Genomic DNA, 13,315 nt, shown 5'->3' on the forward strand with positions numbered 1-13,315 from the left:
GTTCTACCTCCTTTTCAGCTCAGTAACGTCCACGCCGTAATCGCGCAGCGCGCCCGCTTCGGTGATGTAACCTTCCTGCAGATCCCACAAAATCGCCTGCTGATCACGCTCGCCGACCGGCATTTTTCCGCCGCCGCCAGGCATCTGAATGGTGATTTCATCGCCCGGTAACACGTCATGACGACCCACCGGTTTTGCCAGCGACTCGCCATTGATGGCGACATAGTTCGGCGCGCCCGCAGACGCACCCAGTACACCTTCAGCCGCGTGTTTCTGTCGCGAATAGAACATACTGTGAGAAAGCGGAAATTTGCTGGTATTGCGAATCACCATGCGCTGTGCCACGCCGCCGCGATAGCGCCCTGCCCCCCCGGAATCGGGCACAATTGCTTTTTGCATGAACAGCAACGGTGTAGCCGACTCGATCAGCTCAACCGGTGTTGATGACATATTGCCTGGAAAGCCGGTCACAATGCCGTCAGCAGCAGGACGGGCGCCGGTTCCGCCGTTAACGCACAGGCTTTCAACAAAGCGCCGACCATCATCAAACTGGCCGGCGAAAACGTCACAGGTCACAGGCGCGCTGCCGGAGTGTCCCATTACCCGTTCGGGCATGATTTCGGAAAGCGCAGTAAAGATCGCGGCGTGCGCCATGTGCCCCACGCGGTTACGCATCTCCACGGCGCAAGGCGGTCGTGCATTGGCAATAGAGCCTTCCGGCGCTGTCACCCTAATTGATTTAAAACAGCCTTCGTTGTTGGGCAAATTTGGCTCAAGCAGGCACTTCAGTGGGTAGACGCTGTAGGCATAGGTAAAGGACATTGGGCAGTTGCTGCCGAACAGCGATTCAGCCGATGAGCCCGCATAATCAATCGTGATATTGCTGTCATCGACAATTACTGCCACGTTGAGATGGATATCACCTTCATAATCGCCAATGTCCACAGCCGCTTCGTAACGCCCGTCCGGCACCGCCTGAATCGCTTTACGCATCGCATTTTCTGTCAGCGCATGGATCTTCTCCGCCAGCGGCGTGACAGAGTTCAGTTTCAGATCGTCCATCAGCCCAAGCAATCCATTGGCACCAATCTGGTTGGCGGCCAGCATTGCGTGCAAATCACCCTCAACCTGATCAGGTGAACGCACGTTGGCGAGGAACAGATCCAGCAATTGCTGGTTGACCTCTCCTTCGATCATCAATTTGCTTGGCGGGATCAAAAATCCCTCTTCAAACATGTCTCGCGAGGACCCCATATTCAGCGATCCGCCAATATCAGACATGTGCGCAGCGGCGCCAGTGAAAGCCACCAGCTTACCGTCACGGAATACCGGTGTTACGACGGTGACATCATTTAAGTGGCCAGTGCCCAGCCACGGATCGTTGGTGATTAGGCTGTCACCAGGCTTCAGCGTTTCCGCCGGAAACTTCGCCAGCAGATGTCGCACCGTAGCGGGTAACGTACCAATGAACACCGGTACGCTGGTTTTAGGCTGTGCCAGCGAACTGCCGCTGGCGTCCATCAGCAAACACGAATAATCACCCACTTCGCGAATGATGCTAGAGAACGCCATATTCACCAGCGTGGCCGCCGCCTCTTCGGAAATACTCACCAGGCGATCCCAGGTAATGCGCAGGCTGATCGGGTCGTCCAAAAAACGCAGATTATCGGGGGTTGCAACAGTCATCAGTTCAGCTCCATCAAAATATTGCCTTGTTCATCCAACTGCGCCCAAGCGCCCGGACCGACGTAGATAGCACACTCTTTTTCCTGCAGCAGCGCCGGTCCCTGCACCGCTTCACCCGTTACCAACAGGCTCCGAGGGATAACGCGACAGGAACTAAAACCCTGTTCACGGCCCAGATAGACCTGCAAGTTTTTTTCCGCAGCATCCGGTTCTGGGTGGCTCAGTTGATCAGTGGTGTTGAGTTTTGGCGGCGTGGTTTGCACCCGACCGCGCCAGTTCACCACTTCAACGCCCTGTCCCGGCAACGTACGGCCAAAGCGCGTCAGATGTGCTGCTTCAAACGCGTCGATCAGCGCCTGCACATTACCCTCTGTAAGGAAAGCTTCAGGTAGCGTTACTGTCAGTTCAGAACCCTGACCGACGTAACGAACGCCAGCCAGTTTCTGCTGCACCGCGCTGGCGGGATCGGCATTGGCAGCAGCTAACGTTGTCATCGCTTCATCAAAGCCTTCTGCGAACACCGCATTGATGCGCGTGATATCCACACCGGGTAACAGGCGGCAGCGATCGCTTCGCACAAAGTCAGCGCTCGGCGGCGCCGTCAGCAAGCCAAACGCGGAATAGACGCCCGCACCATTGGGGAAAAAGACCTTTTTCACACTCAGCTGTTTTGCCAGCGACCAGGCGTGGCTCGGACCAGCGCCGCCAAAAGCGAGCATGGTCATCTGCGACGGGTTAACATTTTTTTCCACCGAATGGGTGCGCAGCGCTTCGGACATTTTACTGTTGGCCACTTCATGTATGCCCCACGCGGCATCTTCAATGCTCAAACCCAGCGGTTCTGCAATGCGGCGAATCGCCTGGCGTGCAGCGTCAACGTCCAATTGCATACGGCCACCAAGAAACGCATTCGGATCCAGCAGACCCAATACCAGATTGGCATCCGTTACCGTTGGACGATCGCCGCCTCGGGCATAGCACGCCGGGCCAGGCCAGGCGCTGGCGCTTTCCGGGCCAATCTCCAGCAGCCCAAGAGAATCGACACGGGCGATACTGCCGCCCCCAGCGCCAATCTCAATCATGTCCACCACCGGTAACTTCACCGGCAGCCCGCTGCCTTTCAGCAGACGATCCGCGCGACCGACTTCATAATCCGTGGTAATTGAAGGTTCGCCGTCGCGCACTACGCAGGCTTTCGCGGTGGTGCCGCCCATATCAAACGCCAGAACCTGACGCTCCTGATTTTTGCGGGCAAACGCCGCAGTCGCCACAATGCCGCCCGCCGGGCCGGACTCGATAATCCGCGTGGGATAATCCGCAGCGACCTGTGGCGCCATTAATCCGCCGTTAGATCCCATTACCAGCCAGTCACAGGTAAAGCCGCCTTCGCGTAGCTTGTTCTCTAGCCGCGCCATGTAGCGGCGCGCTTTGGGCTGAACAAAGGCATTCATCGCCGTCAACACGCCACGATCGTATTCACGAATCTCACGTGACACGTTGTGTGATACTGAAATCGAGATGCCTGGCAACTCGCGGCTGAGAATGGCTTCAATTTGATTCTCATGTTCCGGCCAGGCATAGGCATGCATGCAGAGCACCGCGACCGCTTCATATTTTTGCTCACGTAACTCAGCGGCCAGCCGCACCACCTCGGCCTCATCCAGCGGCGTGATGATTTCACCCCGCGCTGTCACGCGTTCGGAGATCTCATACGCCTGCGAACGGGGCAGCAGCGGCTGTGCCGGTGCGCCGTTTAGGTCATAGATGTCGTAGCGGTATTCACGCCCCAGCACCAGCACGTCCCTAAAACCTCGCGTCACTACCAAGGCGGTTTTCGCACCGTACCGCTCCAGTAAAGCATTGATCGCCAGCGTGGTCCCGTGAGTGATGGTGTAAATGTCACTTGCCTGCAAACCGGCCAGCTCAACGAGCTGCGTCAGGCCGGTATAAGCGCCTTCAGAAGGATCCTCCGGCGTGGTGAGCGTTTTATGACGAATGGCTTCGCCCGTCGTGTCATTTAGCAGCACCAGATCGGTAAAGGTGCCGCCGATATCAAACCCTATACGCCAGGGTGACGCGTTTTTCATAATGACCTCGAATACCAGAGTGGATACTTTTCTTGCAGCAGTTACTCGTCACAGAGCGGCTTGCCGGCAGTTTCTTTCAGATAGAGGGCACTGATCAAAGTCAGTGCTGCCGTGAACATCACCATGTAACTAGGGATGCTAGCGATACCGGTCAGGCCAATTAACCAGGTCATCAGCAACGGCGCTGAGCCACCAAATATTACCGTTGAGAGGTTAAAGCCGATGCTATATGCGCTGTAACGCACGGTTGTCGGGAACATCTCAGCAAGCGTTGCCTGAATGACCGCGGCATGTCCGGCAAAGGCGAAGGCCAGCAATATCGCCGCCATGCACGCCAGCGGCATCATGCCCAGCGTCAATAACCAGAAACAGGGCCACGCCAGCAGCGCCATAGCAATGGCCGAGGCAATAAGCATGGGTTTGCGTCCCAGGCGATCAGAGAGCCAGGCCATCAGAGGAATGGTGGCAACGATAGTCAACAGGCCACAAGCCGTCACCATCAGGCTCTGTATCTGTTGGAAATGCATGACTTTATTTAGGTAGGTCGGCATGTAGACGAACAGAATGTAATAGCCTGGTCCATTGACAGCAGGCAAGGTGATGGCAAGGCCAATCGCTTTCAGGTGGCGCTTTGAGGTGAGCACTTCTTTAAGGGGATTTCGCACCACACGTTTGCTGGCTTTCACCATCTGAAAGTGCGGCGTGTCCTCAATGCGGGTACGGATATAAACACCAATAAGCGCCATCGGAATAGCCAGCAGGAAAGGCACACGCCATAACCAGCTGTTCATTGCGTCGGTGCCGAAAATGTTAATTAAACTACTGATTAAAAGGCTGCCAAACAGCAGTGCAATAAACGATCCCATTACCAGCGGCGACATCACCACGGCGCGACGATTATCTTCCGCATATTCAGCCACGAAAGACCCCGCTCCAGAGACTTCTCCACCCGCAGAAAAACCCTGCACGATGCGCAGCAAAATCAGCAATGCGGGTGCAGCCCAGCCGATGCTGGCATAAGTCGGTAATAAACCAATCGCGGCGGTAGCCAGCGAGATCATCAACAGCAGAATGGCGAGCAGTTTCTGGCGGCCCATTTTATCGCCCAGATAACCGCAGATAACGCCGCCAAAAGGTCTGACTAAGAAGCTCACGGTAAAACCGACATAGGTCAGCATTAAGCCAGCATCGGTTGTACTCATATCACTGGCAGAAAAAACCAGCACTAAAGAACTGACGAGTAAGCCGTAAATCCCATAGTCATACCATTCCACAAACGAACCCACGCCACCCGCAATCGAGGCGCGGCGCACTACGTTGTTCTTCGTCTTTCCATCCTTCGGCAAAGCGTAATCCATAGTTACTGCATGTGATTTCGTCATTTTTTTGCCCTGAAAATGTGTTGGAATTACCCCGGCGTTAACGCAATAATTTTCACAGTTCCGTGTTACTGATACTGCTGCGTTACTTCAGCCGTCATTTCAGCTTCACGACGTGCCACTTCTTGCACCGCTGCCAGCACGGCTTCAGCGCGCCAGAATGGAATAACAATGATGCCGTCTTCGTCACCCACTACGATATCTCCGGCACAGCAAACGACGCCGCCAATTGCTACCGGCTCACCAATTACGCCCGGACCATTTTTGAATGGCCCGGCAGGAGTGGTTCCACGGCTGAAAGTAGGCAAACCGGTAGATTCAATCACTTTGCGATCGCGTATTGCGCCATCAATAACCTGTGCAACAGCACCTGCATGTTGAAAACGTTGGGTGAGCTGTTCGCCCACCAGTGCACGGTCGATATGGCCTAATCCATTGATCATCATCACGTCACCGGGCTGGATGTAATCCAGCGCTTTGATTACCGCAGCATTGTCACCCGCAGTGACCAGCACGGGGAAGGCAAAGCCGACAAAGTCGGTATTGCTGCTGATCGGCACGATGCCTGCATCACACATATTCAACCGCTCCATGGCATCGCCAATATTGGCCACAGGAAATTGTGCAAAAGCAGTAAGCCATTTTTTATCAGGGCGATTCCAAGACAATGAAATACGAACATCAGCCGTTTCAAGAGCCATAATCTTTAACCTCAGAAGTGAAAACTACTTATCAAGTGAGAATGTTTTATCACTTTAAAAAATCTTTTTGCAACGTTTTTTTCACAGTTTCATGACGTCATTAAAATAAATTTATTGCCCTTTACTGTGTTATTTATTTATCAGGAAAAGTTTCAACTTGCTGATTTATATATTTTTTATTGGGGAAATAATAATTAAACCTCAAGAAACCCCCTCTAAGAAACTGCTGAATAGTCCCAAAAAGACAAACATATGGTTTACTTATCTCCTTTAAAAAAGAATAAGCACATAATTAGTGCAAATTAACGTTTATTATCGATCGCGATCACAATAATGGTGCAATCACATAGCGGAAAATATAAAAATTAAATAAAAGTCGCTCTGTAGCAATAACTGCCGTCACAATGAGCGTTATTAATTTGCATCATTTTGGTGCCCAATATCGGGTATAGCCTTGACGGGCAAGTTTAACAAGTATGAAGAAAATTCGATGAGGTAAAGCGATGCCGTCTCAAGCAGTGAGTGCTGTTGTTATCCATAAGGCTCACGATGTGCGATGTGAGCCCTATGTCATGCAGTGGAATGAAGATGAGGAAGTTTTACTGAAAGTTGAGCGTGGAGGGATCTGCGGATCGGACATCCATTACTATCTACACGGTCGCGCAGGCATGTCAGTGCTTAAGACTCCAATGATTCTTGGTCATGAGCTTATCGGCGTGATTGAACAAGCTCCTCAGCATAGCGGTCTTTATCCGGGTCAGCGTGTTGCTGTAAATCCGTCGCGGGCGTGCAATGTGTGTGCGCTGTGCCTGGCGGGAAAGCAAAACCTTTGCCGTTCTATGCGCTTTATGGGAAGTGCGCAATTTCATCCACATGTTAATGGCGGCTTTGCCCAATACATCGCCCTTAATCCGCAACAGTGCGTGCCTTGTCAGTCTGATGCCGATTCCAAAAAACTGGTCTTTGCCGAGCCGTTAGCCGTTTGTATTCATGCCATTCGTCAGGCTGGGGATCTGGTAGGAAAACGCGTGTTGGTAACCGGCGCTGGCCCCATTGGTTGTCTGGCCATTGCGGCGGCGTTGGCGTCCGGTGCAGCAGACGTTTTTGCTACAGATATCAGCGAACGCTGCCGCTCTCTGGCGCTGCAAATGGGCGCGACCTCTGCATCGGATCCGCGTGATGAGGAACAGTTTCAACGCTGGTCAGAAAACGGGGGATATTTTGATGTCTGCTTTGAAGCCTCTGGAGCAGTTGCGGCAGTGACATCCGTAGTGAACTTCACACGTCCCGGTGGAACCATCGTTCAGCTCGGCATGGGGTCCGCCAGCGTGGATTATCCGATTGGGAGCTTGTTGGTAAAAGAGATCACATTGAAAGGATCGTTTAGATTTACCGAAGAGTTTACAACTGCAGTGAAATGGCTTGAACAACAGCGAATAGATCCCTCTCCCCTGCTTTCTGCTGAAGTGCACATGGAAGATGTGACCCGTGCATTTGAAATGGCTTCAGACAAAGAGCGTTATGCCAAGATTCAGATTTTGTTCTGACTGAATTAACTGAAACACGCGCCGGTTTATGAAATAACTGGCGTGTATTTTCTCACAAATGAATGAATGCGGATAAAAATGCTTTGCTTAGCGCAACCATTTACCCCTATTTCCAAAGCAGTGATCATCGCGCAACATACTCAGGATTGAGACTTAAAGTTGCGATAGCAAGCTCAGCGTGTCTCTCGTGGCAAGTCATCCACATGCCCTGCCCAATTCACAATTGAAATGAGTGCGCTTTCCCGCCTCACTTTACGGATAACTGTGATGAAATCCATGTCACCTAAACGTGGTTGTGCCGTATCAGTAAAAAAGAGGAGGAGCGCGCTGGCATGACTCAATACTGCGGCATCATTCTGGATGGGAGTGTTGACTTCAAATGCGAAAAAGCCACCCTATTGGGCAGCCTTTCCTGAATCAATTCTGTTTATTTGGTCAGTTCGGCTGATACGTAAGCTTTGTTATCAACACGGGCGCCAGTAATTTTATATGAAGCGCCAATCTTATGAGCCTGAGCCGCAATTTTGGCTTCGGCACCGTCAAGTGTAGAAGCGGAAGCAGTAACGCTTTGTGCGAAGCTACCGAAAGAAACCAGGGTCAGGGCTGCAACTGCAACGAAAGTTTTGATAGATTTCATGGTCATTTCCTCAGTTAATTTTATTCGGTGTGAGTCATTGTGCCTCGATGTGAACAATCATAGAGCTGAGGAAGCTTGATTAAAAGCAGTGCTATTTGCTCAAAGAAATCAAAAAATTTGAATATTCATTCGTGGTGTATAAACCTTAAAGCGTGAACACGGATTCAACACCAATGCATGGATCGACGCCTCAGAGAGTAAACATATTTGTTAGGTTCGCGAAAGTGACAAGCGTAAACGTAAAGGTTGAGTGGACGAGAAGGCTTTAAGCTAATAAAGAACCCGCAACTGATTGTTGTCAGGATATAGGACGCGCTTAATGATAGAAGTCATGACTCCCAAACGGTGTGCTTTGATTTATTGGTAAGCGTTATGTTAGAAGCTGTGCCGAGACCATTCTGAGGTTAAATGCTCTGCGGCACGGTTCATTCTAAATAGCAGCTTAACTATTACGCTGTAACCTGTACTTACCAGAGAGCTGCTTCAATGAGTTTATCTTGCGCGATATAGACACGTTGTTTTAGATCTTCACTTTCTTTGAAGCCCAGCTTTTCGGCCGCAAACTCTTCATTAATGAGCGCCAAAACAATTTTAGTTTTATTTTTTAACCCAACATGCCAGTTACCGTCGGGAAAAGTCGCAACCTGATTCTCTATCATTGATACACACTCAACTGCACTTTTACCCGCGGTAGAATTTAAATACGCACACATATCTACCTCTTTAACCAAAAGAAAAAATTATACCTTAGGTTGCCCATGCAAAGGGCTCTTTTATGAGCATTCACACCTTATGATTACGCTCAATTGATGACGCATAACTTGAAATGCCACTAACATTTTAAATTATCAAAACCAATAAAAAACCGGCTCGTAGCCGGCTTCTTAAATGTAATCATAAAGCAGAGAACTCAGCACCTTCCCCTGCCCTACTCAACGGCGTTATTTCATTGTCGCCAAAATTTCTCTAATTGAGCGGTCGATCTGATCTGCAATCTCTTTCGGCAAACGGCTGAACTCATACTGCACCGTGCGCTTCTCTTCATTGGTTTTACGACGTGCATAGGTATTAGCCGTGGTAAAACTTGCCAATTTTTCTATAACTGCTTTATTGATCTTAACCGGCGCTTTTAGTTGCCGTTTCGTCGCCTTGAAGAATCCCAGGATCGCAGACTTCTTCTCGTCAGCATTGCTGGTGTTGGGCAACTCAGCTTCGGTGATCTTTTCCTTAACCTTCGCGATTACATCTGTAATGTCGACAGCTTCCGCTTTCGCCTCTTCCCAAACATCCAATAGCAGTTGATAGTCCTGAAGCGTCAATTCTGAAACCACCGGGAACAGCTCAATAAATTCCACTGGCACTGCGGCGGCTTGAAAAGCACGCGTCACCTTGGCATTAGAGATACCTTCAGCTTTGGCAATATCGCTTTTGCTCATGCCTGCTTCATGCAGCAACATGAAGCGCAAACCTAACTCGCGTAGGTTGTGCTCTTTAGCTGTCTGTATATCTGCAGCTAGCTGGCGCGCATCGCTGATATCGAGTTCGTCTACGGTAGTCAGGATTTCAAGGCTGGCACCGGAGAAAAGACAAGCCGCTCGACGACGCGAACCATCCATGATTTCAACACGATCGCCCTTCATACGGCCAATCGCTGGAAAGAACTGCTGTAAGGTGATAGTCCGCGTAATGTCTTTAACGGACTCTTCCGTCAACGTTTTTTGGTCACGTCCATTGATCTGCGGATCAACAAAAGTTTTCGCTTCAATATCATCATGTGGCACTAACTGACGAACAAAGGTCGCTGTTTTTCCTGACTTCAGCGTGAAGACGCGAGACTGGCTACTGCTGTCGATCATACTCGCGATCGCTGATTGGCCAAGGGTTCGGCCGATGCGCTTTAGTTGTTTTGGATCGCTCACAGCGTGCTCCTGATATATTCAATGCGGTCAAAAACAGCCCGTGAGAACTGCTCAGCTTCATGTTTGGCTTTACGTAATGCGTCCGCACTACCAGGATAAGAAGAAGGATTTGCACTTATCACAGTATCAAAGGATTCACCGCAGCGCTCAAATCCATCCAATCGCGGTAAACCGCAGTCCAGCATTGATTTGGTAAAAACTTCGCGCGCGTAGCTCTGAGAGGTTAAATGGTCATGCTTAGACGTCATCTTCGACATAAAGCCAATATTAGCTTTAAGTCGCGGCTCAACCCCTTCTGACTCGATGCGCTCAAGCATTTCCGGTAGGCGCGTCAGGTACTTCATCGTTGAATGGAAATCAACTTGTGCAGGCGGTGTCGGTGTAAGCAGAACATCACTGGCGGCGATGGCATTCAACATAAAGGAGTCAAGATGCGGACCCGTATCAAGGAAGATAAAGTCGTAGTCGCCTGCCAGGCGATCAATCACATTTCGACGCAACACTTCTGAAGGTGCAACTCCTGGTAAATGTTCCGCAACCAGCTCTTCCCAATCGCTGGCCACAAAGCCGTCATCAATTGAAGCAGGTATAACATCGACGCCTGGCATGACTGTCGGTTTGATGAATTGAGCACGCAACTGATCCGCATCCAGATCGTTAAGCATCGCCTGGGCAGCCGTCTCGAGTACAGAACCGACGCTGTTGGTATGGCTTAAGAACATGGTGCTGGATGCCTGCGGGTCAAGATCGATGACCAAAATGCGCAAATCGTTGTGCAGCATGGACGGATGGGCGCGCATACCATGAGCAAGCGTGACAGTGCTGACGGTTTTAGACACGCCACCCTTGAGGCTCACCACAAATACAACGAATGGCCCTTCATGCTTATCGCGGTATTTTGGCACTTTGCGATGCTGATAGATGTCGATGACGTTTTGTAAGCTCAGTGCGTATTGTGAAGTGCTGCCCGTTTGCTTTTTACCAAACTGATAACCGGCTTCTTCCATATCATTTATGGCAGCAACGACAGCGTGTTTACTCAGCAAAGGCATATTAGCTACAGCGTTGCGGGAAAAAGTTTGATAAAAGCTTGTTTGATTAAATTCCTGCCGCTGCTGTTCAATGTGACTGCTTAACCCGTGCAACATGGAATTAGCACGCGTCGCCATCTCCAGCACACCACCGTAATCACGCTTCATAAGCACCTCAGTATTAATGTTTTTTGGCATACTACACAAAAAACTGAAATCTGCCAATTTTTTAGGAAAATCCCAAAAACTTGGATTTTTTCTGACTAGGTGGATCAAAGCATGCGGTTCATTATTAGATGATTTCAAATTACTACTTTTGAATTAAAAGAAAGAAACTGACATTTACCCTAAATAAGGTTTATAACGATATAACGCTAAGTCGCGTAACAAGGAAAATGCACATCTATTATTGACCTTTTCTTACAACAACAATTTGGCTGGCTGTTCTTACTGAAGCGATTTTATTGCTTTGTTGCAGTTTCAACACGCTTATAAGCAAGAGCTTTTCAAATCGAGAGCATTTCTTCTCTTTAGGGGAAATCAATGCTTCTATCTGTAATCATTTTAATACAGTAAATGATGCTTAGAAGGCTGCGTGTTTCGAGCATAACTTTTTGGGTTTATTCATAAGAGGGGGTATCCAAATTCCGCTATCGTAAAGTCTTAAAGACGAGTGCAAAGAGGTGTTTTCATCATGAAAATTATAATATATTCCTTTAGATTCAATAGCATAGAATTAAAATGGTAAGGTGATATATTTTATGAATAATGAGATTAGAAGTATGGGAATCAAATGCGATTAGTCTCGAGGGAAGGCTGTCGGTATTCGCTTCTGAGGTAAGCTAAAGAGGATTACGTATCGTTTAAGGGCTTCAAAAGAGGTAATGGCAGATCAGGTTTGTTTGACTACTTCACAGTAGTTGTCAACGTTGTAGAAACTCTACGCAAGTATCTTTACGCCGGTTAATTCACAGACGACTTGGGTCGTATTTTTTCTAGTCAACTTTGGCTTATTCGGTTTACGTTGTAAAAAACGCATTCATGAGATGAACTACAATTTAAAGCACAACTATGTTGAGCGTCACGTCAAATCCTTCTCAACTATTCAAACGGTACACACACACCTTATTTAATTGCTGATAACAACCAGGGAAGTCATGTAAATTTCGCTGACTTATCACGCTAAAGTTAATTTGAAGCATGGAACTGCCATCAATAAGTAAAGTTTAGCTCCTCAAGGTAAATTTAGCAGAGAGCAGTGCGGCTGCGCTTCAAAAAACAGAATAGTAGGAGCATATAACGTATGGGTGCTTATGAAGATCATAGCTACTTAACAAGCGTGCATTTGACAGCCATATCTAATCCCGCAAACTAATTCCACCTTTATTAACAACCGGGTCAAAGCAGTGCTACGCAGGATAAAGAACGTGTAACGCTCAAAGCTTAATTCAATTCATAGTGATCACTTAAATCATTGGGTTGGTGAAACGAATCTGAAGATCACGTTTCGTAGACTACCTTTGTTCTTTCTAATGGAAAATAAAGAGTCTGATGTTCACTTTACGCTGTGTTTGCGAGTTATTATTGCTACATTCAGCAATATTAAAAAAGCATGCGGCTTGATAGCTAAGAGAAAAATTATCTAGAGTCCGGATCTGGCAACCTGGCCTGATGATGCTGAACGATAATAAATTTTTTTAAAAAAACTAAGATGCGAGCAAGTAATATTGCTGTGCCGTTCACATTTGCATTACCTCATCAAATTAAATCTGCTTTAGGTAGGTATACGCAGATATATATCTTAGTGAGTTTGAGCCACCAAACTGCAAATTGGTGCAATGTACCCTGATTACTCGTACGCAATCGAAAAATTCAAAAGATTAGTTAGGGTATTTTCATCATGAAAATCTCACAAAAACCCCTTATTGTCATATAGTTAGCAGTATATTCAAAGGGTGAAAAAAAATGTTCTGCTGCTGGCATACGATTCTGGGCAATCGCTTTCTGCTGTAAATTACTGCTTTCAAAAGCTTGTTTTTGTACGGCAGTGCGAGGATCTATTAAGTGATGGTACATGTATAGGCGGCACATAAGGATGAGCAAAGGGGAGGGCGGTTCATTTGGATTTAACGACATATTTAATAGAGAAGATAAGCAGTGTGTTAAGCAGTAGATAGGTTTAACGAGTTCTATTTCTAAAATGATCTGTTCTAATTTTTTAGTCTAAGCATGTGCAACACTTTCATGTCGGCGTTAAAACTGTTGATGTACGTACTGATGACGGATTTATTTCTATACGTAAAAAAGTTTCATCCACAAATCCAGTGA

At 48.4% G+C, this 13,315-nt stretch carries 9 protein-coding genes; 1 reads left to right on the forward strand and 8 read right to left on the reverse strand.

Translation table 11 applies throughout. The features are described from left to right. Window positions 1-3: 3 nt before the first annotated feature. From ACF2G4_RS20865 to ACF2G4_RS20880, 4 genes are all read right to left on the reverse strand, one after another. The gene (locus tag ACF2G4_RS20865; protein ID WP_409076367.1) at window positions 4-1,686 is read right to left on the reverse strand and encodes a hydantoinase B/oxoprolinase family protein; all 1,683 of its coding nucleotides are present in this window, start codon (window positions 1,684-1,686) and stop codon (window positions 4-6) included. Then, window positions 1,686-3,773, reverse strand: a complete 2,088-nt coding sequence (locus tag ACF2G4_RS20870; protein WP_409076368.1) for a hydantoinase/oxoprolinase family protein — start codon at window positions 3,771-3,773, stop codon at window positions 1,686-1,688. Before ACF2G4_RS20870 ends, ACF2G4_RS20865 begins: the two co-directional genes overlap by 1 nt. A 41-nt stretch (window positions 3,774-3,814) precedes the next feature. Next, the gene (locus tag ACF2G4_RS20875) at window positions 3,815-5,155 is read right to left on the reverse strand and encodes an MFS transporter (RefSeq protein WP_215844947.1); all 1,341 of its coding nucleotides are present in this window, start codon (window positions 5,153-5,155) and stop codon (window positions 3,815-3,817) included. A gap of 65 nt (window positions 5,156-5,220) precedes the next feature. Beyond that, window positions 5,221-5,853, reverse strand: coding sequence for an RraA family protein (locus ACF2G4_RS20880; RefSeq protein WP_409076369.1), 633 nt, complete (start codon window positions 5,851-5,853; stop codon window positions 5,221-5,223). A gap of 503 nt (window positions 5,854-6,356) precedes the next feature. On the opposite strand from ACF2G4_RS20880, the gene idnD reads away from it, so the two are divergent. Beyond that, a complete protein-coding gene (idnD, locus tag ACF2G4_RS20885; RefSeq protein WP_409076370.1) occupies window positions 6,357-7,400 on the forward strand; it encodes an L-idonate 5-dehydrogenase in 1,044 nt (347 codons plus the stop codon). 427 nt (window positions 7,401-7,827) lie between these two features. On the opposite strand, the gene ACF2G4_RS20890 is transcribed toward idnD, so the two are convergent. From ACF2G4_RS20890 to ACF2G4_RS20905, 4 genes are all read right to left on the reverse strand, one after another. Next, window positions 7,828-8,037 (reverse strand): DUF1471 domain-containing protein, encoded by a 210-nt coding sequence (locus ACF2G4_RS20890; protein ID WP_215844950.1) that lies wholly within the window; start codon window positions 8,035-8,037, stop codon window positions 7,828-7,830. A 467-nt stretch (window positions 8,038-8,504) separates the two neighbouring features. Beyond that, a complete protein-coding gene (locus ACF2G4_RS20895; protein WP_409076371.1) occupies window positions 8,505-8,750 on the reverse strand; it encodes a hypothetical protein in 246 nt (81 codons plus the stop codon). 228 nt (window positions 8,751-8,978) lie between these two features. After that, window positions 8,979-9,893 (reverse strand): ParB family protein, encoded by a 915-nt coding sequence (locus tag ACF2G4_RS20900; protein WP_409076440.1) that lies wholly within the window; start codon window positions 9,891-9,893, stop codon window positions 8,979-8,981. Window positions 9,894-9,952: 59 nt separating this feature from the next. Then, window positions 9,953-11,155 carry an AAA family ATPase gene (locus tag ACF2G4_RS20905; RefSeq protein WP_243079684.1) on the reverse strand — a complete coding sequence of 401 codons (1,203 nt, stop codon included), beginning with the start codon at window positions 11,153-11,155 and terminating at the stop codon, window positions 9,953-9,955. Window positions 11,156-13,315: the final 2,160 nt, after the last annotated feature.

The sequence above is a fragment of the Pantoea phytostimulans genome (genome assembly GCF_046118715.1).
Classification (GTDB): domain Bacteria; phylum Pseudomonadota; class Gammaproteobacteria; order Enterobacterales; family Enterobacteriaceae; genus Pantoea; species Pantoea phytostimulans.

Coding starts and splice junctions, on each gene's coding strand:
- ACF2G4_RS20900 (WP_409076440.1), bottom strand. CDS start 9,893: ATGATCGACAGCAGTAGCCAGTCTCGCGTCTTCACGCTGAAGTCAGGA.
- ACF2G4_RS20870 (WP_409076368.1), bottom strand. CDS start 3,773: ATGAAAAACGCGTCACCCTGGCGTATAGGGTTTGATATCGGCGGCACC.
- ACF2G4_RS20875 (WP_215844947.1), bottom strand. CDS start 5,155: ATGACGAAATCACATGCAGTAACTATGGATTACGCTTTGCCGAAGGAT.
- ACF2G4_RS20865 (WP_409076367.1), bottom strand. CDS start 1,686: ATGACTGTTGCAACCCCCGATAATCTGCGTTTTTTGGACGACCCGATC.
- ACF2G4_RS20880 (WP_409076369.1), bottom strand. CDS start 5,853: ATGGCTCTTGAAACGGCTGATGTTCGTATTTCATTGTCTTGGAATCGC.
- ACF2G4_RS20890 (WP_215844950.1), bottom strand. CDS start 8,037: ATGAAATCTATCAAAACTTTCGTTGCAGTTGCAGCCCTGACCCTGGTT.
- ACF2G4_RS20905 (WP_243079684.1), bottom strand. CDS start 11,155: ATGAAGCGTGATTACGGTGGTGTGCTGGAGATGGCGACGCGTGCTAAT.
- ACF2G4_RS20895 (WP_409076371.1), bottom strand. CDS start 8,750: ATGTGTGCGTATTTAAATTCTACCGCGGGTAAAAGTGCAGTTGAGTGT.
- idnD (WP_409076370.1), top strand. CDS start 6,357: ATGCCGTCTCAAGCAGTGAGTGCTGTTGTTATCCATAAGGCTCACGAT.